Below are 26584 nucleotides of genomic sequence, written 5' to 3'. Positions count from 1 at the left end.
CCCTCGCGGCATGTCCGCGTCCGCCGTGCGCGCCGCGCATGAGATCCGCGTGGTGATCGGCCGGTTGCGGCGGCGGTTCAAGGAGACGTACGACAACGAGGAGCTCACCCCCTCCCAGACCTCCGTGCTCAGCAGGCTCAGCAAGGAGGGTCCCGCCTCGACCAGTGATCTGGCGGCGGCCGAGCGGGTCCGGCCGCAGTCGATGGCGGCCACGCTCGGCGTACTGGACGAGCGCGGGCTGATCCAGCGGCGCCCCGATCCCCATGACAGGCGGCGGCAGCTGGTGTCGGTGAGTGAAGCCGGCGGCGCGTTCCTGGCCGACAAGCGGCGGGCGGGCGAGGAGTGGCTCGCCCGGTCCCTGGAAACCGGCTATACGGAAGCGGAACGGCAGACCATCCTCGAGGCGCTGGCCCTGCTGGACCGGCTCACCCGCGCGTGATCGCGCGGCTGGCGCGGCTGGCGCGGCTCGCCCGGCTCGTACGACGACGACAGGCCACGGCGGACGCGGACAAGGAGAGCGCCTTCGACCGGAGGCTCCTGGCCCCGATGATGCTGGGTTCGGTGCTGAACCCGGTCAACTCCTCGATCATCTCCGTCTCCTTGGTGCCCATCGGCGCCGCGTTCGGGGCGCCGCCGTCGCAGACGGCCTGGCTGGTCTCCGCGCTCTATCTGGCCACCGCGATAGGCCAGCCGGTCGTGGGGCGGCTGATCGACCTCTACGGACCGCGCCGCCTCTTCCTGGCCGGGGCGACGCTGACGGGGATCGCGGGGGTGATCGGGCTGCTGGCCCCGAACCTGGGCGTGCTGATCGTCTCCCGCGTGGTGCTCGGATTCGGAACCTGCGCGGGCTATCCGGCCTCGATGTCCCTCATCCGCAGCGAGGCCCGGCGGACCGGCCGGGACAGCCCCGCCGGAATCCTCGCGGCGCTCGCGGTCGCCAGTCAGACCGTCGCCGTCGTCGGCCCGCCCCTGGGCGGGCTGCTGATCGGGCTCGGCGGCTGGCGCACCACGTTCGCCGTCAACATCCCCCTGGCGGTGGCCGGTCTGGTCCTCGGCGTCCGGCGGCTGCCCAAGGCTTCGCCGAAGGGGCGGGCCGGGAGGGGCGTCCGGCTGGACCTGCCCGGTATGGCGCTGTTCGCCGCCATGCTCGTCTCGCTGCTGCTGTTCCTGATGGAGCCCCGGTCCGACCGCTGGTACCTGCCGGTGCTGGTGGCGCTGGCGGCGGCCGGGTTCGCGGTGCGGGAGCTGCGGACGGATGAGCCGTTCATCGACCTGCGGGTGTTCGGCGGCAATCCGCCCCTGCTGCTCACCTACGGCCGCGCCCTCCTCACCTCCGTCGTCTCCTACGTCTTTCTGTACGGCTACACCCAGTGGCTCCAGGACGGCCGGGGGTTGACGGCGTCCCAGGCGGGGCTGGCCCAACTGCCGCTGTTCCTGACCGGTATCGCGGTGTCCTCCGTGACCGGGCGCCGCGCCGAGGTGCGCGGCAAGCTTCTGGTGGGCGGTGTGGCGCAGATCGCCGTATGCGTCCTGCTGCTCCTGCTCCAGCCGCACAGCGCGGTGTGGCTGCTGATCGCCGTCGCGCTCGTCTTCGGCGTACCGCAGGGGCTGAACAACCTCGCCCTCCAGAACGCGGTGTACCACCAGGCCGATCCGGAACGGATGGGCGCCTCGGCGGGACTGCTCCGTACCTTCCTCTACGTCGGCGCGATGGTCGCCTCCAGCGCCAACGGCGCCTTCTTCGGCGCCCGCGCCGACACCGCCGGGCTGCACGGCCTGGCCTGGTTCATGCTCGCCGTCGCCGGGTTGTTCCTGGCGCTGACGGTCGTGGACCGCTCGCTGGGCCGTATCGGGTCCGGCGATTCCTCCTCTTCCCAAGAACCACAGCAGCGAAAGGCGTCGACAACGTGACCGTGAACAACACCGCTCTGCTCGCGATGGACCTCCAGGCGGCCATGGTGAGCCACATTGGGGATGCCGACTACCTGCCGCGCGTGCGCCGCGCGATCGACGCCGCCCGTGCCGCCGGGATTCCGGTCCTGCACGTCGTGGTGGGCTTCCGGTCCGGTCGCTCCGACATCTCCGACCGCAACAAGGCGTTCAGCGGCCTGCCCGAGGGCGCGTTCAGCCCTGGGGACCCGAACGCGGTCATCCACCCCGATGTCGCACCCCGGCCCGACGAGGCCGTGATCACCAAGAAGCGGGTCAGCGCGTTCGCCGGGAGCGACCTGGAGCTGGTTCTGCGCTCCGGCGGTATCTCCCACCTCGTCCTGGCCGGTATCGCGACCAGCGGCGTCGTCCTGTCCACCCTGCGGCAGGCCGCCGACCTGGACTACCAGCTCACCGTGCTGGCCGACGGCTGTGCCGACCCGGACGAGGAGGTCCACCGGGTGCTCACCGAGAAGGTGTTCCCGCGTCAGGCCGAGGTCACGACGGTGGAGGAGTGGGCGAAGGCGGTGGGCTGAGCGGTTGCGGCTGGGCGGCTCGGTTGAGTGCGGCCTTCGTCTCGCGCCTTCGGCGCAATTGAGCAGCGGCGGCGGGGGTGGGGAGCGCGGCGCCGCCGCCGTCCGCCGGGCCCGTGGGTGTGGGCGCCGGTGGCGGCTTCCGTGGCCGGGAGCCAGGGCCGCCGCCGGGCCGCCGAGGGGTGGGGGTACCCCTCTGGAAACTGCTTGACAAATTAGTTGCGTCAGATCAAGCATCTTTTGGAGGGGTACCCGGAGGGGCCGCCCCAGGGGCCACCGGGCCGCACTCCGGATCGGGCCGGGTCCCGCGCATCGCCGAGCCGCCACGGTCCTGACATCCCACCGGCCCGGCGGCCGGCGGTGGCGCCGCGCCCCCCACCACCGGACCCATGCTCAAAACCACCTCGCCTCGGTGAGCGGCGCCCCCACGCGCACGGGCGCGCCCGGAAACCTCAAGGGCGCGCCGCCTCAAAAGCGCGCCCGTAAACCACAACCCCGCGCCCCAACGCCTCAACGCGGCCAGATGGGCGGGTTGGTGCAGAACGCGCCGCCGAGGTAGTCGTGGTCGGGGTTGCCCGGCTCCAGCTCGCCCTGCTCGGCGATCAGCTTCGCGGCGTACGGCTCGGAGTCGTCCCTCGGCTCGTACCCCAGGGCGCGGGCCGAGGAAAGGTCCCACCACAGGCGGGTGTTGGCCGAGCTGCCGTAGACCAGGGTGTAGCCCACGTTCTCCGCCGTAAGGGCGGCGTGGAGCAGCCGGGCGCCGTCCGCCGGGCTCATCCAGATGGACAGCATGCGGACCGTCGTCGGCTCGGGGAAGCAGGAGCCGATGCGGATGGCGACCGTCTCGATGCCGTGCTTGTCCCAGTAGAGCGAGGCCAGGTCCTCGCCGAACGACTTCGACAGCCCGTAGAAGGTGTCGGGGCGGCGCGGGGTGTCGAGCGGGATGAGCGCGTCGCCGGACACGGGGGTCTCGGCCGGGCGCGGCGTGAAGCCGACGGCGTGGTTGCTGGAGGCGAAGACGATCCGGCGGACGCCCGCCTCGCGGGCCGCCTCGTACAGGTTGTACGTGCCCTCGATATTGGCCCGCAGGATCTTCTCGAACGGGGCTTCCAGGGAGATGCCCGCGAGATGGATGATCGCGTCGACGCCCCGTACGGCTTCGCCCAGGGCGTCCCGGTCGGACAGATCCGCGGTGATCGCGTCCGGCTCGCCCTCGATGGGGAGCTGGTCGAGCAGCCGCAGCCGATATCCGTACGACGGCAGCAGCTCGCGCATCAAGGTGCCCATGCCGCCGGCGGCGCCGGTGAGGAGGACGGTGCGGGGAGCGGGCATGGGCGGATCTCCTCCGTAAGGGGCTTATCGGGTCGTGTGATGCGCGGAAGCGGGCGTATGGGGTTTTTATTCGTGTATGTGGTTCAGATTCATGGACACCGTAAGGATCGACGGATGGACCGTCAAGGGTGCGTGCCCCGTCCGCACCCTTGACCGGTGACAGAGGGCTGCCTTACGGTGAGCGCGTTCACGAATGTAGATGACGATCAGAAACGTGCACACTTCGTCGGGCGGCTGACGGCGGGTCCGTGTACGCGACAGGGAGAAGCCCGTGACCTCGACTTCACTCGGCGAGCGCCTTGAGGGTCTGCTGTTCTTCCCCGTGACCGCCTACGGTCCCGATGGCGCCCTGGACCTGGAGGTCTACCGCGCGCACGTGCGCGCCGGGATCGAGGCGGGGGCGGGGGCCGTCTTCGCGTGCTGCGGCACGGGCGAGTTCCACGCCCTGACCCCGGAGGAGTTCCACGACTGCGTCGCGGTCGCCGTGGAGGAGGCCGCCGGGCGGGTGCCGGTGGTGGCGGGCGCCGGGTACGGGACCGCGCTGGCGATCCGTTACGCCAAGCTCGCCGAGCGCGCCGGGGCGGACGGGCTGCTCGCCATGCCGCCGTATCTGGTGGTGGCCGACCAGGAAGGGCTGATCCGCCACTACAGCGCCCTCGCGGGCGCCACCGACCTCGACATCATCGTCTACCAGCGGGACAACGCCGTCCTCACCCCGCAGTCCGTGGCCCGGCTCGCCAAGGTGCCCGGCGTCATCGGCCTCAAGGACGGCATCGGCGACCTCGACCTGATGCAGCGCATCGTGAGCGCGGTGCGGGCGGAGGACGAGGGCGCGGACTTCCGCTACTTCAACGGGCTGCCGACCGCCGAACTGACCGGCCTCGCCTACCGCGGGATCGGCGTGACGCTCTACTCCTCCGCCGTCTTCTGCTTCGTCCCCGAGATCGCCCTCGCCTTCCGTGAGGCGCTCCTGTCGGGCGACGACGCGACCGTCAACAAGCTGCTCGACGGCTTCTACCGGCCGCTGGTCGAACTCCGCAACCAGGGCCGCGGCTACGCCGTGTCGCTGGTCAAGGCGGGGGTCCGGCTGCGCGGGCTGGACGTGGGCGAGGTGCGGCCGCCGCTGAGCGAGCCCAGCCCCGCCCACGTCAAGGAGCTGGCCGAGCTGATCGAGCGCGGTATGGCGCTGATCGGAGACGGTGAGGCGCGGTGAGAGCCTCCGCGTTCGTCTACCCCTGGGACGTCGTCGGAGACCCGGACGCCGCGCGCCGCATCGCCGACCTCGGCGTCCAGCAGGTGACCCTGGCCTCCGCCTACCACTCCACCCGGGCCCTGACCCCGCGTCACCCGGACCACCGCGTCGTCACCGCCCGGCACGCCGCCGTGCTCTACCCGCCGGACGCCGAGCGCTGGCGGGGCCGCGAGCTGCGCCCGTACCAGCAGTCGTGGGTGCCGGGCGACGACCCGTACGGCGAGGCCGCCGCCGCGCTGGCCGACGCCGGGCTTGAGGTCCACTCCTGGGTGGTGCTCGCGCACAACTCCCGGCTGGGCGAGGAGCACCCCCGGATCGCCGTGCGCAACGCCTATGGCGACCGCTACCCGTGGGCGCCGTGCATCGCCCGCCCCGAGGTGCGCGCCTATCTGGTGGACCTGGCCGCCGAGGCCGCCGTGCGGCCCGGCACCCGGGGGGTGGAGCTGGAGTCCTGCGGCTGGTACGGGCTCGCCCATCTGCACGCCCACGACAAGATCGGCGGGGTGCCGCTGGGCGGCGCCGGCCAGTACCTGATGTCGCTGTGCTTCTGCGAGAGCTGCGGTGCGGGCTATGCGGAACTCGGAGCCGACGCCGAGGAGCTGCGCCAGGCGGTCCTGCGCGCCCTGCGCCCGGTGTGGGCGGGCGGGACCACCGCGGACGGCGGTGACCGCGCGGGGGAGTGGGCCGAGGTCGTCAAGCTGCTCGGCGCCGACCGCGCCGCGCTCTTCGCGGCCTGGCGGGACCGGATCGCCGGCGGTCTGCGGGCCGAGGCCGTGGCCGCCGTAAGGGCCGCGGCGGCGAAGGATTTCCGGGTGCTGCTGCACGCCGACCCGGCCCCGCACCGGCTCGGCGCCAACGTCGGCGTGGACCCGGCCCAGGTGCTGTCCCAGGCGGACGGCGTCGTGCTGCCGTGCACGGGGGGCGAGGCAGCGCGCTCGGCGATCCTGCCGCCCTTCGCCCCGCACCGGACCGAACGGACCGTGCTCGCCGCCAACTTCACGGTGGTCACGGGGATGGGCGGCAGCCCGGCCACGCTGGCCCAGGACGCGGCCCACGCGGTGGAGCTCGGCGCGGACGAGATCCGGCTGTACCACGCGGGCCTGGCCTCGGACCAGGACCTCACGGCGGTCCGCACCGCCCTGGCCGAGCTGGGCTGAGCGCTGAGATCCGGCCCGGAACCCGCCGCCCTTTTACGGTGGCGGGTTCCCGGGACGGCTTGGCAGATCCTCGGAGTGCCCGGCATGTGGCGGCCTGCGCGATTTTCCGTCAGAACCGTTGACGCAGCCCCGGGGCCGCCCTAACTTCATCGCGTCGTACTTCGTACGTCATATATGAGACGCGATATGCGAATTCTGCGAGCCATCCGAGCCACCTGAGAGCCGTCCATGGACATCGCACCGAGCCCGATCCCCTCCCGTACCCAGTACGTGCAGGAGGCGGTCAAGCGCGCGATCCTCACCGGGCAGCTGCGCCCCGGGCAGCCGCTGGTGGAGGCCGAACTGGCCGCGCAGTTCGGGGTGTCCAAGACGCCCGTACGGGAGGCGCTCAAGACGCTCGCGGGGCGTGGGCTCGTGGTGATGAGCGAGTACAAGGGGGCCACCGTCAGGACCGTCGACACCGCGATGGCGCACGCCGTCTACGATGTGCGGCTGCTCCTGGAGCCCGAGGCGCTGCGCCGGACCGTCGCCGCCGGGGCCGGGCTGGAGGACGCCGGGGCCGCGCTGGAGCGGTCGGACGCCGCCGCCGATCCGGCCGGCCGGTCGCTCGCCAACCGCGATTTCCACCGGGCCCTCTACCGGTCCTGCGGCAACCCCCTGCTGACCCGGATGCTCGACGAGCTGCGCGACCAGGCGGCGCTGGTCTCCGCCGTCGCCTGGCAGGCGGTGCCCTCCTGGGAGCAGGAGGCCCGTGAGCACCGGGAGATCCTGGCCCGCGCGTGCGACGGCGACGCCGACGGCGCGGCCCGCGCGCTCCACGACCACATCGCCTCCTTCGTCCAGCGCGCCTTCCCCAAGGGGGAGTAGCACCCGGCGGCCCAGGCCGCCGGCCCCAGCACCATCCGAACAGCCCGCCCGATGCCGACATCGAGAGAAAGGGTTCGTATGGACTACTCACCGCTGAGGACGGCGCTCGCGGACGTCGTGGCGATCCCGGTGACTCCGTACGACGCCGAGGGCGCGGTGGACCGCACCGCCTACCGCGCCCTGCTCCGCCGGCTCCTCGACGGCGGGGTCAAGGCCGTCACCCCGAACGGCAACACCGGGGAGTTCTACGCCCTCACCCTCGACGAGCGCCGGCTGGTCACGGAGCTGGCCGTCGAGGAGGCCGCCGGCCGGGCCGCCGTCCTGGTCGGCGTCGGCCATGACGCGGCCACCGCGGTCGAGGCCGCCCGCCATGCCCGCGCGGCCGGCGCCGACATGGTGATGGTCCATCAGCCGGTGCACCCCTACGTCGCCCAGGACGGCTGGATCGACTACCACCGCACCATCGCCGAGGCCGTCCCCGAGCTGGGCGTGGTGCCGTACCTGCGCAATCCGCTGATCGAGGGCGCGGCCATCGCCCGGCTCGGCGAGGAGTGCCCCAATGTCATCGGGCTCAAGTACGCGGTCCACGACGCCACCCGCTTCGCCGCGGTGGCGCGCGAGGCCGGGCTGGACCGGTTCGTCTGGGTGGCCGGGCTCGCCGAGCTGTACGCGCCCTCGTACTGGGCGGTCGGCGCCACCGGCTTCACCTCGGGCCTGGTCAACGTGGCCCCCACCCTCTCGCTCGACATGCTGGGGGCGCTGCGCGCGGGGGACTATCCGGGCGCGATGAAGGTGTGGGAACAGGTCCGGCGGTTCGAGGACCTCAGGGCCGAGCGGCAGTCCGCCAACAACGTCACGGTCGTCAAGGAAGCGCTTGCTGCCATGGGCCTGTGCCGGCGCGACGTCCGCCCCCCGAGCAAGCCGCTGCCCGAAGCCCGGCGCGCGGAGGTCGCCGCGATCGTCGAAGGGTGGTCGGTATGAGCACCCCGGTCGGGACGGGTACGGGTTCCCCGGCCGGGACCGGTGCAAGCGCCCCGGTCAGGAGACGCAGACGGCCCGAGGAGCTGCGCAGCCACCAGTGGTACGGCACCGAGGGCCTGCGCTCCTTCAGCCACCGCGCCCGCACCCGCCAGCTCGGCTACCTCCCCGAGGAGCACCTGGGCAAACCGGTCATCGCGATCCTCAACACCTGGAGCGACATCAACCCCTGCCATGTGCATCTGCGCGACCGCGCCCAGGCGGTCAAGCGCGGCGTCTGGCAGGCGGGCGGTTTCCCCCTGGAGTTCCCGGTCTCCACGCTCTCCGAGACCTTCCAGAAGCCCACCCCCATGCTCTACCGCAACCTCCTCGCCATGGAGACCGAGGAGCTGTGCCGCTCCTATCCGGTCGACGGCGTCGTGCTGCTGGGCGGCTGTGACAAGTCCACCCCGGCGCTGCTGATGGGCGCGGCCAGCGCCGACCTGCCGGCGGTCTTCGTCCCGGCCGGGCCGATGCTGCCGGGGCACTGGCGCAACGAGGTGCTGGGCTCGGGCACCGACATGTGGAAGTACTGGGACGACAAGCGGGCCGGGCTGATCGGCGACTGCGAGATGTCCGAACTGGAGCGCGGACTGGCCCGCTCACCCGGTCACTGCATGACGATGGGCACCGCCTCCACGCTGACGGCCGCCGCCGAGGTGCTGGGCGTGACCGTGCCCGGCGCCTCGTCCATCCCGGCCGTGGACTCCGGGCACGACCGGATGGCCGCCGCCGCCGGACTGCGCGCCGTCGAGCTGGTCTGGCAGGACCTCAGGCTCTCGGAGATCCTCACCCGGGAGGCGTACGAGGACGCGGTCGCGACCGTGCTCGCCCTCGGCGGCTCCACCAACGCGGTGATCCATCTCATCGCCATGGCGGGCCGGTCCCGGGTGCGGCTCACCCTCGACGACTTCGACCGGATCGCCCGTACCGTCCCCGTGCTGGCCGATCTGCGGCCCGGCGGCCGGTACCTGATGGAGGACTTCCACTTCGCGGGAGGGCTGCCCGGCTTCCTCTCCCGGCTGACCGACATCCTGCACCTGGACCGCCCCACCATCGCCCACACCACGCTGCGCGAACAGCTGGACGGCGCCCTGGTGCACAACTCCGAGGTGATCCGGGAGCGTGACAACCCGCTGGCCGAGGAGGGCGGGGTGGCGGTGCTGCGCGGCAACCTGTGCCCCGACGGCGCGGTCATCAAGCACATCGCGGCCGAGCCCCGGCTGCTGAAGCACACCGGGCCGGCCGTGGTCTTCGACGACTACCGGGCGATGCAGGCCACCATCAACGACCCCGGCCTCGGCATCACCGAGGACAGCGTGCTGGTGCTGCGCAACGCCGGCCCGCTCGGCGGCCCCGGGATGCCCGAGTACGGGATGCTGCCGATCCCCGACCATCTGCTGAAGCGGGGGGTGCGGGACATGGTGCGGATCTCCGACGCCCGGATGAGCGGCACCAGCTACGGGGCCTGTGTGCTGCACATCGCGCCGGAGTCGTACGTGGGCGGCCCGCTCGCCCTGGTCCGCGACGGCGATCCGATCACCCTCGATGTCGCGGCGCGGACGCTGCGGCTGGAGGTGGACGACGCCGAACTGGAGCGGCGCCGGGCGCGGTGGACGGCTCCGCCGCCCCGCTACGAACGCGGCTACGGCGCGCTCTACCAGGAGCAGATGACCCAGGCCGACACCGGATGCGACTTCCGCTTCCTGGCCCGCCCAGGGGCGGTCCCCGAACCCTACGCGGGCTGACGCACACCCTCTGAGCAGCCCGTATCCATCAGCCCGCATCCATCAGCACACGGTTTGTTCGTCATATCGAACGCTATTCGGTAAGCGCTTCACAGCAAGCGCTTCACCCGCCCGCTCGTACACCTGTAAGACCCGCTCGTGCACCTGTGAGACCCGCCCGTGCACCTCTGAGAACGGAGAAGCAGTCATGGCCGACGCCGTGGCGAAACCACCCCGGGTCACCCGGCGCCGTACCGGAGGACCGCCCCGCCGCCTCCCGTATCTGCTGATCGCCCCCGCCGGGCTGCTGATGCTGGGCTTCATCGCCTATCCGATGCTCAGCGTCCTCTACTACAGCCTCCAGCACTACAACGTCACCAAGCCCTGGCGGAACGGCTGGGCCGGCTTCGCGAACTTCACCCGCATTTTCACCGACGATCCGCAGTTCTGGGACACCCTCGTCTTCAGCGGCAAATGGGTCGTCACCGAGGTGCTGCTGCAACTCCTGCTCGGCCTCGCGCTCGCCCTGCTGGTCAACCAGACCTTCCTGGGCCGCGGCCTCGCCCGCGCCCTGGTCTTCTCGCCCTGGGCCGTGTCCGGGGTGCTGACCACCACCATCTGGATGCTGCTCTACAACCCCTCGACCGGCATCAGCCGCTATCTCGCGGACGCCGGGATCGGCACCTACGGCACCTCGGTGCTCTCCGACACCGGGACCGTCTTCTGGGCCGCCGTGGTCGCCGAACTCTGGCGCGGCGTCCCGTTCTTCGCGATCCTCATCCTCGCCGACCTCCAGTCCATCCCGGGGGACCTGTACGAGGCGGCCTCGGTCGACGGCGCGGGCCGGGCGCGGCGGTTCTTCCACATCACCCTGCCGCACCTCAAGGACGCGATCATCCTGTCCACGCTGCTGCGCGGGGTGTGGGAGTTCAACAACGTCGATCTGCTCTACACCCTCACCGGCGGCGGACCGGCCGGGCAGACCACCACCCTTCCGCTGTACGTCGCCAACACCGGGATCAACGGCCATGACTTCGGCTACGCCTCCGCGCTGACCACCGTCGCCTTCGTGATCCTCCTCTTCTGCTCGATCCTCTATCTGCGCCTGAGCAAGTTCGGAGGCGACCCCACGTGACCACCGCACTCGCCGAGCAGGGCACCCTGCCCGCCCCCACGGCCGCCCCGCCGCCCGCCGCCCGCGCGAAGCGTCGGCGCGGGCTCGACCAGGGCGTACCGCGCTGGCAGATCTATCTGCCGCTGTGCCTGTACCTGCTGTTCACCCTCGTCCCCTTCTACTGGATGCTGCTGTTCGCGCTGCGCCCCGCGGGCTCGAACGCGCTGGTGCCCTGGCCGGTCACGGGTGAGCACTTCCAGAAGGTGTGGAACGAGCGCAGCTTCGGGATCTTCTTCCAGAACAGCATGATCGTCGGTGTCGCCTCGCTGGTGATGACGACGGCGGTCGCGCTGGCCGGCGGCTATGCCCTGGCCCGCTTCGACTTCCGGGCCAAGAAGGGCTTCATGCTGGCGCTGCTGGCCTCGCAGTTCATCCCGGGCGCGCTGATGCTGGTGCCGCTCTTCGAGATCTTCAAGAACCTCCAGATGATCAACTCGCTGGGGAGCGTGGTCATCGCGGAGACGGTCTTCCAGCTGCCCCTGTCGATCATCCTCATCAGCGGCTTCATCAGGAACGTGCCGGTGTCGCTGGAGGAGCAGGCGTGGGTGGACGGCTGCGGCCGCTTCCGGGCCTTCTGCGCGGTGGTGCTGCCGCTGCTGCGCCCCGGGCTGATCGCGGTCGGCTCCTTCGCCTTCGTGCACAGCTGGAACCACTTCCTGTTCGCGCTGATGTTCCTCAGCTCCCAGGACAGGCAGACCATCCCGGTCGGCCTCAACACCCTCATCGGCGCCGACAGCGTCGATCTGGGCGCGCTCGCGGCGGGCGGGGTGATCGCCGCGGTGCCGGTCGTCATCGTCTTCGCCTTCATCCAGAAGTGGCTGATCACCGGCTTCAGCGCGGGGGCGGTCAAGGGCTGACCGACCCGGTCGGGAGCCGGCCGGTCAACAGCCGGCCGGAGCCGACGCACCTGGTCAGCGGCACAACCGTTCGTGAACGAGCAAGGAGGTCCGAGCATGGACATGGCGCACCCCGAAAGCCGCGGGAAGGCACCGGCCGAGGAACCGATACCCGTCGTCCTCGCGGGCGCCCGCGGCCACGGGCGCTGGCACCTGGACAACATCCGCCGGCTGACCGCCGAGCGGAAGGTCCGGCTCGCCGGAGTGTGCGAACTCCGTCCCCTCACGGCGGCGGAGCTGGGCGACGGGCTCGGCGAGCCCGAGCAATCCGCCGACCTGCCCGCACTTCTGGCCCGGACCGGCGCCCGGATCGCCGTCATCTGCACACCGATCCACACCCACGCCGACCTCGCCCTCGCCGCCGCCGAGCGCGGTGCGCACCTTCTGCTGGAGAAGCCGCCCACACCCTCGTACGCCGCATTCACCCGGTTGAGCGAAGGGCTGCGCCGGTACGGCACCGCCTGCCAGATCGGCTTCCAGTCGCTCGGCTCCCAGGCCCTGCCCGCCATCCGGAAACTCGTGTCCGACGGCCGCATAGGGGCGATCCGCGGCATCGGCGCGGCCGGGGCGTGGGCCCGCGACGAGGACTACTACACCCGCGCCCCCTGGGCCGGACACCGCACCCTCGACGGCCGTGACGTCGTCGACGGGGTCCTCACCAACCCCCTCGCCCACGCCGTCGCCACCGCCCTGAGCCTCGGCGGCGCCGACCGGGCCGAGGACGTGGCCGGTATCGAGCTGGAGCTGTACCGGGCCAACGCCATCGAGGCCGACGACACCTCCTGCGTACGCGTCCGTACCACCGGCGGCACCACGATCGCCGCCGCCGTCACCCTGTGCGCGGAGGAGCCCGGTGAACCGTATGTGACCGTCCACGGCGACCGGGGCCGGATCACCTTCTGGTACAAGCTGGACCGGGTCCGCGTCGAACGCGACGGAGCGCCGCCCGAGACCACCGACCACGCGCGCACCGACCTGCTGGACAACCTGGTCGCGCATCTGCGCGACGGCACCGAACTGCTCGTCCCACCGGACCGCACCGGCGCGTTCATGCGTGTCGTCGAGGCGGTCCGGACCGCCCCCGCACCGGTCCCGCTGCCCGCGGACGCCTGGCGCACCGAGCCCGGTGCGGGCGTCACCGCGCGGGCCGCCAAGCGGCGCGTGGTGACCGGCATCGACCGACTGGTCACCGCCGGCGCCGAGCGCCTCGCCCTGTACTCGGAACTGCGCGCCCCCTGGGCCGCACCCCCCGCGGAGGTCCCGCACCCATGACACCTCTGACCCCCTCGAACCCGCTGACCCCGCCCAACCCGCTGACCCCGCCCAACCGGCTGACCCCCAACCCGCTGACCCCGCCCAACCGGCTGACCCCCTCCAATCGGCTGACCTCCTCCAACGCGCTGACCCCGTCCCTCACCCGCCGTCCCCCCTGCACCGTGCTGCGCCATGAGGGCCGGATCGTCGGGTCGTACGTGCACCGCCCCCAGCTGCCCGGCATGCTCGCGCCACGCCCGTATCTGCACCCCGTGCGCACCCTGGGCGGCGCCACCGTCACCGGGCTGCGGCCCGCCGAACATCCGGCGCACCTGGGCGTGTCCATGGCCGTCCCGGAGGTGGCGGGACGGGACTTCCGGGGCGGTCCGGGCCGGCTGGACCACCAGGGAAGCCAGCGCCATCTCAGCTGGCTGCTGCGCGACCCCGACGGGTTCGTGGAGGAGCTGTCGTGGACGGCCGGGGGGCGGCAACTGCTGCTGGAGCGCCGCACGGTGGCCGTACGGGCCCTCGGCACGGGGTGCTGGGCACTGGACTTCACCTCCGCCCTCACCAATGTGACCGGCCGGGAGATCGGCATCGGCGCCACCGGCCACGCGGGCGGCTTCTGCTGGCCCCTCCCGAGGCGTCCCGAGCCCGCGCACGTCTTCAGCGCCGACGGCGAGGGCGAGGCGGCGGTGCACGGACGGCCAGCGGACTGGCTGGCGCTGGCCACCGACGACTGGACGCTGGTCTTCGCCGGAGCGACCGGCGACACCCGGGCCGACCCCTGGTGCGTGCGCACCGGGGAGCACCCGGGGGTGGGCTCGGCCCTCGCCTGGGAGCGGCCGCTGCCGATCGCCCCCGCCGACACCGTCACCCGGCGCATCGTCACCGCCGTCGCCGACGGCCGTCTGGACCGCCCCGCCGCCGCCCGGATCGCGGGGCAGCTCTCCGACAAGGGGGCCGCCGTATGAGCCACCGCCGTAGGAGCCACCGCCGCAGGAGCGGACGCGCCCCGGAGCCGCCGGTGCCGACCGGTGACCGCAAGCGAAACCCACGACGAGACGGACGCATATCCATGAACCCACGCACCCGCGGCGCCACCCGCACCGCAGCCGCCCTGACCGCCGCCCTCACCCTCGCCCTGACCGCCACCGCCTGCGGGGACGACGGCTCGACCACCGGCGAGGAGGGCTCCGGCAAGGGCACCATCACCTTCTGGGACAACAACGGCGGCCCCCGCACCAAGATCTGGAAGCGGATCATCGCCAAGTTCGAGGACAAGTACCCCGACATCACGGTCACGTACGTGCCGATCCCGATCACCAATGTGCAGTCGAAGTACGACACCGCCATCCAGAGCGGCGGCGACAGCCTGCCCGACGTCGGCGGCGTGGGCACCGCCTATCTGGCCAACCTGGTCGCCCAGGGCGCGCTCGACCCCGTCACCGACCGCATCGACGACAGCGCCCTCAAGGGCAAGCTGATCAAGAACATGGTCGAGAGCGTCCGCGCGGCCGGCGGTGCGGACCAGGAGCTGTACTCCGTCCCGACCTCCGCCAACCAGGGCACCCTCTGGTACCGCACCGACCTGTTCCAGGCGGCGAAGCTGCCGGCCCCCGACACCTGGGAGCACTTCTACCGGGCCGCCGACGAGCTGACCGACAAGGGCGACAACAAGTTCGGCTTCACCCTGCGCGGCGGTGCGGGCTCGATCGCCCAGGCGCTGGACATGATGTACGCCCAGTCCGGCATCCCGTCCTTCTGGGACGGCGACAAGACCACGCTCAACGACCCGAAGAACGTCGCGGCGCTCGAGAAGTACGTCGCGCTCTTCAAGAAGGTCACGCCCGCCGCGGACCTCAACAACGACTTCGCCAAGATGGTCGCCCAGTTCGACCAGGGCGACATCGGGATGCTCCAGCACAACCTCGGCAGCTATGTCGACCACGTACGGCTGCTCGGCAAGGACAAGATCGCGGGCATCCCGCTGCCGCCGTCGCGGGCCGGAGCGGCGCGCACCATCGTCTCCAACCCGGTGGACGGACTCGGGCTCTTCAAGGCGAGCAAGAACAAGGCGGCGGCCTGGAAGTTCATCGAGTTCGCGGCCTCCCCGGAGATGAACAGCCTGTGGAACGAGGACGTCGGCGCGATCCCCGCCAACGTCGGCGCGGCGGACGACGACTGGATCGCCGAGGCCCCGCCGACCAAGGCCGCGCTGGAGTCGCTCAACGATCCGCGGACCAAGGTCGTCCAGCTGCCGTACTACCTCCCGGACTGGAACAACATCAGCAAGGCCGACAACGAGCCCAGCTTCCAGAAGGTGCTGCTCGGCCAGATGACCGCCAAGGCCTTCTGCGACAAGGTCGCGAAGGAGCTCAACGCGGCGCAGGCGGACTGGAAGGAGCACCAGGGCTAGCCGCCGTCCGCGCGTACGGGGCGGCCGCGCCCCACCGACGGCCGCCCCACCGCCGCCCGCCCTGCCCGCCGCGCCACTCCTTCGCGCCACCTCTTCGCCCTGCCGCCCTTCGACCCGGCTCGCCCCGGCACGTGTCCGTCCCCGCCCCGCACCCCTCGTCCCGGGGCCCGTTCGCACCGGGCACCCGCACGCTTCGTACGAAAGGCATCCGCTTCGCCATGTCCCTGTCCCGCAGACACGCGGCCGCCTCGCTCGCCGCGCTGCCCTTCGTCCTCGCCGCCACCGGCACCGCCGAGGCCCGTCCCCGCCGCCTCTCCACCGTCTACCTCGCGGGCGACTCCACCGCCGCGGCCAAGGCCCCCTCGGCCGCCCCCGAGACCGGCTGGGGGATGGCCCTGCCGTTCTTCCTCGGCGAGGACCGGTTCGCGGTGGCCAACCACGCCGTCAACGGCCGCAGTTCCAAGAGCTTCTACGACGAGGGTCTGCTCACCCCCGTCCTGGCCGCCATCCGCCCCGGTGACCTGCTCCTCGTGCAGTTCGGCCACAACGACGAGAAGACCGATGACCCGGCGCGCGGCACCGATCCGCAGACCACCTATCCGGAGTATCTGCGGCGCTATGTCCAGGGCGCGCGCGACCGCGGCGCCCGGCCCGTGCTGCTGACCTCCGTCGAGCGCCGCCGCTTCGACGCGGCGGGCAACGCCCTGCCCACGCACGGCGCCTACCCCGACGCGGTGCGCCTTCTCGCCCGCGCCGAGCAGGTGCCCCTGATCGACGTCCAGGCCACCAGCCTCGCCCTGTGGCAGCGGCTCGGGCCCGAGGCCACCAAGGACTGCTTCGACTGGCTCGACCCGGGGGAGTGGCCCAACTACCCCGATGGGCTCCAGGACAACACCCACTTCCAGCCACACGGCGCGATCGAGGTCGCCCGGCTCGTCGCGCGCGGGCTGAAGGACGCGCGGGTGCTGGCCCCGAACGAGGTCCGGCGTCTGGACGACGCGATCCCGGACAGCTGGATCACCTGGTAACCCCTCCCGCCGCCCACCCCGTTCCCCAGGAGCCGTCATGCCCGGACGCCATGCCCGCGTCGCCGCCGTACTCGGCTGCGCCTCACTCGCCCTCGGCGCCCTCGCCACCGTCCCCGCCTCGGCGCACACGCCGTCCGCCGTCGCCCGAGCCGCCCTCCCCGCCGGTGACGGCTGGGCCTCCGCCGACGGCGGTACGACCGGCGGCGGCAAGGCCGACCGGGCGCATACGTACACGGTCACCAACCGGGCGGAACTGGCCGAGGCGCTGAACGACGCCGATCCGACCCCGAAGCTCATCTACGTCAAGGGCACCATCGACGCCAACACCGACGCCGCCGGAAAGCCGCTGTCCTGCGCGGACTACGCGACCGACGGCTACTCCCTGGACGCCTACCTCACCGCCTACGACCCGGCCACCTGGGGCGAGGCCGAGCCGTCCGGCCCGCAGGAGGAGGCCCGCGCCGCCTCCGCCGCCCGGCAGGCCGAACGCGTGCAGCTCACGGTGGGCTCCAACACCACCATCGTGGGCCTCGGCCGCAGCGCGCGACTGCTGGGCGCGAGCCTCCAGGTCAGGGGCGCGGACAACGTCATCGTCCAGAATCTCACCTTCGAGGACGCCTTCGACTGCTTCCCCGCCTGGGACCCGACCGACGGCGACGAGGGCAACTGGAACTCCGAGTACGACAACCTGGTGGTGTACGGCTCCACCCATGTCTGGGTCGACCACAACACCTTCACCGACGGCCGCCGCCCCGACAGCGCCCAGCCGAGCTACTACGGACGGCTCTACCAGCAGCACGACGGTGAGCTGGACGTGGTGCGCGGGGCCGATCTCGTCACCGCATCCTGGAACGTCTTCGCCGACCACGACAAGACACTGATGATCGGCAACAGCGACAGCGCGGGCGCGACGGACCGCGGCAGGCTCCGGGTCACGCTCCACCACAACCTGTTCCGCACCATCGTGGAGCGGGCGCCGCGGGTGCGGTTCGGGAAGGTGGACGTCTACAACAACCACTTCGTGGCGCCCCGCGACGGCTATGTCTACAGCTGGGGCGTCGGCATCGAGTCCCAGCTGGTCGCCGAGGCCAACGCCTTCACGGTGCCCTCCTCCGTCGATCCCGCGAAGATCATCAAGAAGTGGAACGGCACGGCGCTGACCGCGCGGAACAACCGCCTCGGCGGCCGGCCGGCCGATCTCCTCGCCCTCCACAACGCGGGCGTTCCCGAGGAGCGGTTGGGCGACGACGCGGGCTGGACGCCGACGCTGCGCACCCGGGTCGACGACCCCCGCGCGGTGCCCGGTGCCGTCGCCAGGGGCGCGGGCGCGGGCCGTCTGTGACGGTCCGCCGCTCCTGAGAGCGGGGAGGCCGGGCGTAACTGGCCCCGCCCGGCCTCCCTTTCTGTGACCCATCTATAAACTTTATGTATACCTGCCATGTATAGTGCTCGCTGCGCGCCGCCAACTGTACGCGTTTGTACTCCTGTTGGCGTCATTTGGCCGTTGCTGACCACAACGGCGCTTACGGGCACTATCTGATGACGGGGATTCCATGAAACAAAAAGGCGGCATATCCCGCATATCCCGCACGTACGGGCTCCTCGCGGGCGCTGTCTGTCTGACGCTGGGCCTCAGCGGCTGTGGCGTCTCCTACGACACCACCTCGCCGCGCAGCGCCCGGGAGCACGCGGCGTCGGGCGCCGAGCACGCGGCGCTGGATGCGTCGGTCGACTGCGCCGTCGCCAAGTGCGTGGCCCTCACCTTCGACGCGGGGCCCAGTGAGAACACCCCCCGGCTGCTGGACATCCTCAAGCGCGAGCACGCCCACGCGACCTTCTTCATGCTCGGCAAGAACCACATCGACAAACACCCCGACCTGGTGCGCCGCATCGCGGCCGAGGGCCATGAGGTGGCCAACCACACCTGGTCGCACAAGATCCTGACCAAGACCGACTCCGACGAGGTGCGTTCGCAGATCAGCCGCGTCCAGGACGCCGTCGTCGAGCTCACCGGTACCAAACCGCTGTTGATGCGGCCGCCGCAGGGGCGTACGGATGAGCGGATCATCAAGATCTGCCGTGAGCTGGGCGTGGCACAGGTGTTGTGGAGCGTGACGGCGAAGGACTATCGGACGACCGACTCGAAGCTGATCGAGAAGCGGGTGCTGGACCAGACGAAGCGTGACGGGATCATCCTGCTGCACGACATCTACCGGGGCACGGTACCGGCGGTGCCGGGCATCCTGGCGAAGCTGAAGAAGGACGGCTACACCGTGGTGACGGTCTCCCAGCTGCTGGCCCCGGCCACCCCGGAGCCGGGCAAGGTCTATCGTCCATGAGGCAACAGACCGACGCGAACTTCGCGGTTCTCGTTGCATCCTCGGCCACAAAACGATCAAGAGTTGTCTCAAGCTATCGCGAGGCGATCGGAATTTCGTAATCTAAGAATCCTCGGGAGCCCGGCAACCTAATCTGGACTGGCGGCAACGACGACATGGAGCGGGCCGGCCCGGATTCTCCGGCTCGTTCTCTCGACGCGGAACAGGAGTTGCCATGAGGCTGAGGCGCAAACGGGGCCGCCACCGGCGCCGTAAGGACCGCACGCTGCCGCTGGGCAGCGCCGTGATCGTGGCGTCGGCCGTGGCCGGGGTGTATCTGACGGCTTCGCCGGAGGGTGCCAGCGCCGTGCCCACCACCGTGTATGTGGCCACCCATGGCAGCGACGGCAACACCGGCACGCTGGGGTCCCCGTACCGCAGCCTGGAAAAGGCGCTCTCCGCCGCCAAGGCGGGCACCACCATCGAGGTGCGCGGCGGTACCTACTACCCCTCCAGCACGCTGCGCAGCTCCGTCAGCGGCACCCCCCGCGAACGCGTCCGACTGCGGCCGTACGGCGCGGAGAAGGTCAGGATCGACGGCTCCAGGCTGGGTGAGGGCTCCGCCCTGCTCTCCCTCAGCGCCGACTACTGGACGGTCTCCGGGATCGAACTGCGCAACGCCCCGGGCGGCGGCCTGGTCTGCACCTCCTGCGCGGGAAACGTCTTCCAGAACCTCAGCACGCACGGCAACGGCGACACCGGACTCACCCTCCGCGGCGACAACACCCACGACAACGTCATCCGCAACCTGGACTCCTACGGCAACCACGACGACGCCACCGGCGGGCGGCGAGCCGACGGCATAGCCATCACCCACGGCTCCGGCACCGGAAACGTGGTCACCGGCTCCCGGCTGTACCACAACAGCGACGACGGCCTCGACCTGTGGATGTGGGCGAGCCCGGTCACCATCGAGCACTCCTGGGCCTTCGGAAACGGCCGCAACCGCTGGCACATCCCCTACTTCAAGGGCGACGGCAGCGGCTTCCAGCTCGGCGCCGACCGCGTCGGCGCCCCCTCGCCCGCCCATGTCGTACGGTCCTCCGCCGCCTGGGACAACTCCAAGAGCGGCTTCGACGCGGGCGGCAACACCGGAGCCCTCCGGCTCCAGCGCACCACCGCCTTCGCCAACTGGGGCAAGGGCTACTCCTTCGCCGGCTCCCGCGCCGTCCTGACCCGCAACCTCGCGGTCTCCAACGGGCGCGGCAGCGCCGACACCGGACACCTCGCCGTCTCCCGGGACAACAGCTGGTCGCCGGGCGGCCCGGTCACCCCACCGCTGGTCACCACCGATCCCACCACGGCCCTCGGCTCGCGGCGGCAGGACGGTTCGCTGCCGGTCACCAGCTTCCTGGTGGTCATGGACCGCACCGAGATCGGTTCGACGATGAACTGATGACGACGCGAGCGGGGGAGAGGCTCTCCTGAGCCGTGAACCCCCGCCCCGTCCCGTGCACCCCGCCCGTCAGCCGTGGCCCATGATGGGGCGCGGGCGGTAGGGGGCCTCCAGGCGGGCCACCTCCTCGTCGTCGAGCGTCAGCCCGACCGCCGCGACCGCGTCCTCCAGATGGGCGGTCCTGGTGGCCCCGACGATCGGCGCGGTGACCGCGGGCCTGCCGAGCAGCCACGCCAGCGCGATCCGCGCGGGGGACACCCCGCGCTCCTCGGCAATCGCGCGGGTGGCGTCCACGATGGAGAACTCCGCGTCCGCGTACCACTTCTCCACCAGCGGATCGTTGCCCGCCCGGACCGTCGGCCCGGTGCGGTCCCGGTCGCGCGTCCCGGCCAGCAGCCCGCGCGCCAGCGGGCTCCAGGGGATCACGCCGACGCCCTGGTCCAGGCAGAGCGGGTTCATCTCCCGCTCCTCCTCCCGGTACAGCAGGTTGTAGTGGTTCTGCATCGAGACGAACCGGGTCCAGCCGTGGGTCCCGGCCGTGTGCTGGGCCTTGGCGAACTGCCAGGCGAACATGGAGGACGCGCCGATGTACCGGGCCTTCCCGGCCCGCACCACATCGTGCAGCGCCTCCATCGTCTCCTCGATCGGCGTCTCGGGGTCGAAGCGGTGGATCTGGTACAGGTCCACATGATCGGTGCCCAGCCGCCGCAGCGAGGCGTCGATGCCCGCCAGGATGTGCTTGCGGGACAGCCCCCGGTCGTTGGGGCCCTCTCCCATCGGGGAGTAGACCTTCGTGGCGAGGACGTAGTCGTCGCGGCGGGGGAAGAGCTCCCGCAGCAGCTCCCCGGTGATCTCCTCGCTCCGGCCCATCGCGTACATGTCGGCGGTGTCGAAGAAGGTCACCCCGCTCTCGACCGCGCGCCGCACGATCGGCCGCGCGTCGTCGATGTCCAGCTGCCAGGGGCGGTACTCGGGGCTGCCGTAGCTCATCATGCCCAGGCAGATCCGCGACACCTTGATGCCCGACGTGCCCAGCCGTGCGTACTCCATGTGCCTGTTCCTCCTGCCTTCCGTGCGCTCGCCGGAATCGTCACACCGAGGGTCAGAGACGCCGCGTGGCGAGGGTGAGCCGGTCCCGGGCGTCGAACAGGGCGTCCTTGATCATCTGCTCATGGGCGGAGGTGAGCCGGGCCACCGGCACCGAGCAGCTGATGGCGTCACGCGAGGGGGTGCGGTACGGGATGGCGATGCCGAAGCAGCGCAGGCCCAGGGTGTTCTCCTCGCGGTCCACCGCGTACCCCTGCTCCCGGATGAGGTGCAGCTCCTCGATCAGCTTCTCGCGGTCGGTGATGGTGTGCTCGGTGAGCCGGCTCAGCGTCTCCGGCAGCAGCTTGCGCACCTGCTCATCGGAGTGGGTGGCCAGCAGCGCCTTGCCCAGCGAGGTGGAGTGGGCGGGCAGCCGGCGGCCGACGCGGGTGAAGGGGCGCAGATAGTGCTGCGACTGGCGGGTGGCGAGGTAGACCACATTGGTGCCGTCGAGGCGGGCGAGGTGGATGGTCTCGGTGGTGTCGTCCGAGAGCCGGTCCAGGGTGGGGCGGGCGGCGGCCACGACCTCGTCGCCGTCGATGTAGGAGGTGCCGACGAGGAGGGCGCGCACGCCTATGCCGTAGCGGGTGCCGGTGGCGTCCGTCTCCACCCAGCCGAGCTCCACCAGGGTGCGCAGCAGCATGTAGAGACTCGACTTGGGGTAGCCCACGGCCTCCTGGACCGCGGCCAGGCTGTGCATTCCGGGCCGTCCGGCGAAGAACTCCAGCAGTTCGACCGTGCGGACCGCCGATTTGACCTGGGCCCCGCCTGTCTCGGCAGCTGACATCGCCTTGACCCCTCTGTTCGACCAGCCATAGAGTCCCAGGGAAATTCATCACCCGGGACAGCGTTCAGCATATCGAACACCGTCGATGTGTGAGACGCAAGCAGCGGTAACACCACAGCAGGAGGAATCCGCGGTGTCAGCACCAGTGTGGAGCGTCGACCCCCGAACCGGAAAGCAGCGCGAGCAGGTAGCGGTCGAAGCCACGGCGGAGGAGGTCGACCGCGTGGTGCGCGCGGCCCACGCCGCGCGCGGCTCCCTGGCCGACCGTACGGTGCGCGCCGCCCTGCTGCGCACCGCCGCCGATCTGCTCGACGAGGCCCGTGACCAGCTGGTCGAGGCCGCCGACGCGGAGACCGCGCTCGGCCCCGCCCGGCTCACCGGAGAACTGGCCCGCACCACCTACCAGCTGCGGGCCTTCGCGACCGTGGTGGACGAGGGCGCCTTCCTCGACGTCCGCATCGACCACGCGGACGCCACCCAGACCCCGCCCTGGCCCGATCTGCGCCGCTACAAGCTGCCGCTCGGCGTCGTCGCCGTCTACGCCGCCAGCAACTTCCCGCTGGCCTTCTCCGTGCCCGGCGGCGACACCGCCAGCGCCCTCGCGGCCGGCTGCCCGGTCGTCGTCAAGGCCCACCCCGACCACCCCGCCACCTCCGAGGTGGCCGCCGCCGCGCTGCGCCGCGCCGCGGAGCAGGTCGGGGTACCCGCCGATGTGATCTCGGTGGTGCACGGTTTCGACGCGGGCATCGAGCTGGTCAAGCACCCGCTGATCGCCGCCGCCGGCTTCACCGGCTCGGTCCGCGGCGGGCGCGCCCTGCACGACGCCGCGGCCGCCCGGCCCACGCCGATCCCGTTCCACGGCGAGCTGGGCAGCCTCAACCCGGTCGTGGTCACCGAGGCCGCGGCCGCCGAGCGCGGCGACGAGATCGGCGCGGGGCTCGCGGGCTCCATGACCCTGGGCGTGGGCCAGTTCTGCACCAAGCCCGGATTCGTGCTGGCCCCGGCCGGCCCGGCGGGCGACGGCCTGGTGAAGGCCCTCACCGACGCGGTCAGCAACACCGACGCCGGCGTCCTGCTCGACCACCGGATGCGGGACAACTTCGTCGCCGGGGTCAAGGAGCGCGCCGAGCTGGCGGACGTGGAGGCCCCGGTCACCCCCGGCGCCGGCGGCGAGCACACGGTCAGCGCGGGCTTCCTGACCGTCCCGGCGCGGCGGCTCACCGAGGACGGCCCGCACGATGTGCTGCTGGAGGAGTGCTTCGGCCCGGTGACCGTCGTGGCGCGCTACGAGAACGACGACGAGATCAGCGCGGTGCTCGGCCGGCTCCAGGGCAACCTCACCGCCACCGTCCAGATCTCCGCCGCCGAGGCTGAGGGCACCGAGGGCCGGGCCGGTGAACTGATCGCCGAGCTCACCCCGCTGGCCGGCCGGGTCCTGGTCAACGGCTGGCCGACCGGTGTCGCGGTCGCCCCCGCCCAGCACCACGGCGGCCCGTACCCGGCCACCACCTCGACCTCTACCTCGGTCGGCGGCACCGCCATCGAGCGCTGGCTGCGGCCGGTCAGCTACCAGGACACCCCGGCCGCCCTGCTGCCGCCGGAGCTGCGCGAGGAGAACCCGCTCGGGCTGCCCCGGCGCATCAACGGCGTCCGGGAGCAGCGCGGCTGACACCCCACGGCACGGCCGCCGGACGCGCGGAATCCCACCCGCGTCCGGCGGCCCACCCGTGTCCGGTGGCCGGCCCGCCAGGCGTTGGCATCACCGCAGGTCAGCGGGGATGCATAAGGATCGCTTGAGGGCATTCGACAGGAAAACGCGATGGACGCCGGAGTGCGACCGGCCCATAGTTGATGGGCATGGAGAGCCTGGCCGGCGCCGAGTTCGCGCCACAGACGACATATCTGAACACCGCGTCCAGCGGTCTGATGCCCGCACGGGCGGTGGCCGCCATGAAGGCGGTCCTGGACGACGCGGCCGCCGGCGGGCCCGTCGCCGACGTGGCCTTCGACGCGGTCGAGCAGAGCCGGGCCGGCTACGCCCGGCTCGTCGGCGTACCGGCGCGGCAGGTCGCCGCGGGCAGCTCGGTCGCCGTGTACGCCGGAATGATCGCGACCTCGCTGCCGCCCGGGGCCGAAGTCCTGGTGGCCGACGGCGACTTCAGCTCCCTGGTCAACCCCTTCGCCGTGCGCGGTGACCTCAAGCTGCGCATCGTGCCGCTGGAGGAGATCGCGGAGGCGGTACGGCCCGGTACGGCGCTGGTGGCCGTGAGCGCGGTCCAGTCGGCGGACGGCCGGATCGCCGATCTCGCCGCCATCCGGGAGGCGGCCCGGACCCACGGGGCCCGCACCCTGGTCGACACCAGTCAGGCGGTCGGCTGGTTCCCGGTGCGCGCGGCCGAGGCCGACTACACCGTCTGCGTGTCCTACAAGTGGCAGCTGTGCCCGCGCGGGGTCGCCTTCCTGACCGTCCCCGAGGACCTCGGCGAACTCACCCCCGTCTTCGCGGGCTGGGTCGCGGGCGAGAAGCCCTGGGACAGCTGCTACGGGCCGGTGGCCGAACTCGCCCACTCCGCCCGCCGCTTCGACGAGAGCCCGAGTATGTACTCCTACGTCGCGGCCCGGCACTCCCTCGCCCTGCTCGAGGAGGTGGGCATCGAGGCCATCGCGGCCCATGACCGCGCGCTCGCCGACCGCTTCCGCGCCGGGCTCGCCGAGCTCGGCCACCGGCCCGTCGACGCCCCCGGCTCGGCCATCGTCTCCGTACCGGGCCTGGGCGATGCCGCGGCACGGCTGGCGGAGGCGAACGTCGCCGTATCGGCGCGGGCCGGGAACCTCCGTGCCGCCTTCCACCTCTACAACACCCCGGCCGATGTGGACCGGCTGCTGGCGGCGCTCTCCGGCTGAGACACCCCGCGACGCGGAAAGCCCTGGGGGAGCCGGGGCCCGTGGCACGGAAAAAACCTGAGGGAAGCCGGGCGCCCCGGCTTCCCTCAGATCACGGACGTCACGTCACCGTACGGTCGCCAACGGCCGTCACCGTACGGGCGTGAAGTCCCGGGCCCCGATGAACTCCGGCCGGCGGACCGGCGCGGCGAACGGCTCGACCGCCGTGTTCTCCACGCTGTTGAACACGATGAACACATTGCTGCGGGAGTACGGCGTGATGTTGTCGCCGGACCCGTGCATGCAGTTGCAGTCGAACCAGACCGCCGAACCGGGCCGGCCGGTGAACTGCCTGATGCCGTGCTTGTCGGCGAAGCCGCTGAGCGCCTCGTCGGACGGGGTGCCCGCGTCCTGCATCTGGAGCGACTTCTTGTAGTTGTCCTTCGGCGTCGCGCCCGCACAGCCGAGGAAGGTGCGGTGCGAGCCCGGCATGATCATCAGGCTGCCGTTGTACTCGAAGTTCTCGGTGAGCGCGATCGAGACCGATACGGTGCGCATGTTCGGCAGCCCGTCCTCGGCGTGCCAGGTCTCGAAGTCCGAGTGCCAGTAGAAGCCCGAGGCGCCGAAGCCCGGCTTGACGTTGATCCGGCTCTGGTGGACGTACACGTCCGAGCCGAGGATCTGCCGGGCCCGGCCCACCACCCGCTCGTCGCGTACCAGCTGGGCGAAGACCTCACTGATCCGGTGCACCTCGAACACCGACCGTACGTCCTGCGACTTCGGCTCGACGATCGAGCGCTCGTCGGCGCGCACGTCCGGGTCGGCGATCATCCGGTCCAGCTCGGCGCGGTAGACCGCCACCTCGTCCGGAGTGATCAGCTGGTCGATCGCCAGGAAGCCGTCGCGATCGAAATCGCTCAGCTCGGACGGTTGCAGCGGCCCCGGGGCCCCGGGCTCGGACCACACCACCGGGTCCACGCGCGGCGTCGCCACCTCCACGGACCCACGGGTCGGGTACAGGTCAGTGACCGCGGTCATCGGATCAGGCCTCCTCGGTCTCGGTGATCAGCGGGTATACGCCGTTCTCATCATGGTCCTCCCGTCCGGTGATCGGCGGGTTGAAGACGCAGACGCACCGGAAGTCCGTCTTGGGACGCAGCGTGTGCTTGTCGTGCTCGTTGAGCAGGTACATGGTGCCGGGCGCGATCCAGTGCTTCTCACCGGTTTCGTCGTTGGTGAGCTCGGCCTCACCCTCGACGCACAGCACCGCCTCGATGTGGTTGGCGTACCACATCGACGTCTCGGTGCCCGCGTAGAGGATGGTCTCGTGCAGCGAGAAGCCGACGCCTTCCCGGGCGAGCACGATGCGCTTGCTCTCCCAGGTGCCGGACGCGGACTTGATGTGCCTGTCGGTGCCCTCGATGTCCTTGAAGGATCGGACGATCACGGTGAGTTCTAGCCTTTCTCTC

General features: G+C 71.5%; 24 protein-coding genes. 19 read left to right on the top strand and 5 right to left on the bottom strand.

Annotation, left to right across the window (positions count from 1 at the left end):
• Window positions 1–10: 10 nt before the first annotated feature.
• The 3 genes from N6H00_RS10420 (at window position 11) to N6H00_RS10410 (ending at window position 2465) form a co-directional block, all read left to right on the top strand.
• Complete coding sequence (locus tag N6H00_RS10420; protein WP_443073205.1) at window positions 11–439, top strand: MarR family winged helix-turn-helix transcriptional regulator; 429 nt, start codon at window positions 11–13, stop codon at window positions 437–439.
• A gap of 107 nt (window positions 440–546) precedes the next feature.
• The gene (locus N6H00_RS10415) at window positions 547–1911 is read left to right on the top strand and encodes an MFS transporter (protein WP_443073203.1); all 1365 of its coding nucleotides are present in this window, start codon (window positions 547–549) and stop codon (window positions 1909–1911) included.
• Window positions 1912–1913: 2 nt separating this feature from the next.
• On the top strand, window positions 1914–2465 hold the full coding sequence (locus N6H00_RS10410) for a cysteine hydrolase family protein (protein WP_268976908.1): 552 nt from the start codon (window positions 1914–1916) through the stop codon (window positions 2463–2465).
• A 507-nt stretch (window positions 2466–2972) separates the two neighbouring features.
• On the opposite strand, the gene N6H00_RS10405 is transcribed toward N6H00_RS10410, so the two are convergent.
• Complete coding sequence (locus N6H00_RS10405) at window positions 2973–3794, bottom strand: NAD-dependent epimerase/dehydratase family protein (RefSeq protein WP_268971312.1); 822 nt, start codon at window positions 3792–3794, stop codon at window positions 2973–2975.
• Between the two features lie 271 nt (window positions 3795–4065).
• Between N6H00_RS10405 and N6H00_RS10400 the strand changes: the two genes are divergently transcribed.
• From N6H00_RS10400 to N6H00_RS10335, 14 genes are all read left to right on the top strand, one after another.
• Window positions 4066–5007 carry a 5-dehydro-4-deoxyglucarate dehydratase gene (locus tag N6H00_RS10400; RefSeq protein ID WP_268971311.1) on the top strand — a complete coding sequence of 314 codons (942 nt, stop codon included), beginning with the start codon at window positions 4066–4068 and terminating at the stop codon, window positions 5005–5007.
• Window positions 5004–6203, top strand: coding sequence for a hypothetical protein (locus tag N6H00_RS10395; protein ID WP_268971310.1), 1200 nt, complete (start codon window positions 5004–5006; stop codon window positions 6201–6203). The genes N6H00_RS10400 and N6H00_RS10395 overlap by 4 nt, the downstream gene beginning before the upstream one ends.
• 228 nt (window positions 6204–6431) lie before the next feature.
• The gene (locus N6H00_RS10390; RefSeq protein WP_268971309.1) at window positions 6432–7070 is read left to right on the top strand and encodes a GntR family transcriptional regulator; all 639 of its coding nucleotides are present in this window, start codon (window positions 6432–6434) and stop codon (window positions 7068–7070) included.
• 78 nt (window positions 7071–7148) lie between these two features.
• Window positions 7149–8051 carry a dihydrodipicolinate synthase family protein gene (locus N6H00_RS10385; RefSeq protein WP_268971308.1) on the top strand — a complete coding sequence of 301 codons (903 nt, stop codon included), beginning with the start codon at window positions 7149–7151 and terminating at the stop codon, window positions 8049–8051.
• Window positions 8048–9835, top strand: a complete 1788-nt coding sequence (gene araD, locus N6H00_RS10380) for an L-arabinonate dehydratase (protein WP_268971307.1) — start codon at window positions 8048–8050, stop codon at window positions 9833–9835. Before N6H00_RS10385 ends, araD begins: the two co-directional genes overlap by 4 nt.
• Before the next feature lie 187 nt (window positions 9836–10022).
• Complete coding sequence (locus N6H00_RS10375) at window positions 10023–10949, top strand: carbohydrate ABC transporter permease (RefSeq protein WP_268971306.1); 927 nt, start codon at window positions 10023–10025, stop codon at window positions 10947–10949.
• Window positions 10946–11845 (top strand): carbohydrate ABC transporter permease, encoded by a 900-nt coding sequence (locus N6H00_RS10370; RefSeq protein ID WP_268971305.1) that lies wholly within the window; start codon window positions 10946–10948, stop codon window positions 11843–11845. The genes N6H00_RS10375 and N6H00_RS10370 overlap by 4 nt, the downstream gene beginning before the upstream one ends.
• 96 nt (window positions 11846–11941) lie before the next feature.
• A complete protein-coding gene (locus N6H00_RS10365; RefSeq protein ID WP_268971304.1) occupies window positions 11942–13156 on the top strand; it encodes a Gfo/Idh/MocA family protein in 1215 nt (404 codons plus the stop codon).
• A gap of 92 nt (window positions 13157–13248) precedes the next feature.
• Window positions 13249–14112: a PmoA family protein gene (locus tag N6H00_RS10360; RefSeq protein ID WP_268976907.1), complete on the top strand. Its 864-nt coding sequence runs from the start codon at window positions 13249–13251 to the stop codon at window positions 14110–14112.
• 104 nt (window positions 14113–14216) lie between these two features.
• The gene (locus N6H00_RS10355) at window positions 14217–15557 is read left to right on the top strand and encodes an ABC transporter substrate-binding protein (RefSeq protein WP_268971303.1); all 1341 of its coding nucleotides are present in this window, start codon (window positions 14217–14219) and stop codon (window positions 15555–15557) included.
• 218 nt (window positions 15558–15775) lie between these two features.
• Window positions 15776–16585, top strand: a complete 810-nt coding sequence (locus tag N6H00_RS10350; RefSeq protein ID WP_268971302.1) for a rhamnogalacturonan acetylesterase — start codon at window positions 15776–15778, stop codon at window positions 16583–16585.
• Between the two features lie 37 nt (window positions 16586–16622).
• Entirely contained in the window at window positions 16623–17927 is a 1305-nt protein-coding gene (locus N6H00_RS10345) for a pectate lyase family protein (protein ID WP_268971301.1), read from the top strand.
• Window positions 17928–18138: 211 nt separating this feature from the next.
• The gene (locus N6H00_RS10340; RefSeq protein WP_268971300.1) at window positions 18139–18924 is read left to right on the top strand and encodes a polysaccharide deacetylase family protein; all 786 of its coding nucleotides are present in this window, start codon (window positions 18139–18141) and stop codon (window positions 18922–18924) included.
• 214 nt (window positions 18925–19138) lie between these two features.
• Window positions 19139–20359: a right-handed parallel beta-helix repeat-containing protein gene (locus N6H00_RS10335; RefSeq protein WP_268971299.1), complete on the top strand. Its 1221-nt coding sequence runs from the start codon at window positions 19139–19141 to the stop codon at window positions 20357–20359.
• Between the two features lie 69 nt (window positions 20360–20428).
• Here the strand turns inward: N6H00_RS10335 and N6H00_RS10330 are convergent, their stop codons facing one another.
• Both N6H00_RS10330 and N6H00_RS10325 read right to left on the bottom strand, forming a co-directional pair.
• Entirely contained in the window at window positions 20429–21409 is a 981-nt protein-coding gene (locus N6H00_RS10330; RefSeq protein ID WP_268971298.1) for an aldo/keto reductase, read from the bottom strand.
• Between the two features lie 52 nt (window positions 21410–21461).
• Window positions 21462–22232, bottom strand: a complete 771-nt coding sequence (locus N6H00_RS10325; RefSeq protein ID WP_268971296.1) for an IclR family transcriptional regulator — start codon at window positions 22230–22232, stop codon at window positions 21462–21464.
• 133 nt (window positions 22233–22365) lie between these two features.
• Between N6H00_RS10325 and N6H00_RS10320 the strand changes: the two genes are divergently transcribed.
• The gene (locus N6H00_RS10320) at window positions 22366–23901 is read left to right on the top strand and encodes an aldehyde dehydrogenase (NADP(+)) (RefSeq protein ID WP_268971295.1); all 1536 of its coding nucleotides are present in this window, start codon (window positions 22366–22368) and stop codon (window positions 23899–23901) included.
• 188 nt (window positions 23902–24089) lie between these two features.
• Entirely contained in the window at window positions 24090–25136 is a 1047-nt protein-coding gene (locus N6H00_RS10315; protein WP_268971294.1) for an aminotransferase class V-fold PLP-dependent enzyme, read from the top strand.
• Between the two features lie 129 nt (window positions 25137–25265).
• Here the strand turns inward: N6H00_RS10315 and thpD are convergent, their stop codons facing one another.
• Window positions 25266–26153 carry an ectoine hydroxylase gene (thpD, locus tag N6H00_RS10310; protein ID WP_268971293.1) on the bottom strand — a complete coding sequence of 296 codons (888 nt, stop codon included), beginning with the start codon at window positions 26151–26153 and terminating at the stop codon, window positions 25266–25268.
• Window positions 26154–26157: 4 nt separating this feature from the next.
• Complete coding sequence (locus N6H00_RS10305; protein ID WP_268971292.1) at window positions 26158–26562, bottom strand: ectoine synthase; 405 nt, start codon at window positions 26560–26562, stop codon at window positions 26158–26160.
• Window positions 26563–26584 lie beyond the last annotated feature (22 nt).

It is taken from the genome of Streptomyces sp. S465, assembly GCF_026898115.1.
GTDB lineage: Bacteria > Actinomycetota > Actinomycetes > Streptomycetales > Streptomycetaceae > Streptomyces > Streptomyces luomodiensis.
This window is presented reverse-complemented; position numbering and strand designations above follow the sequence as displayed.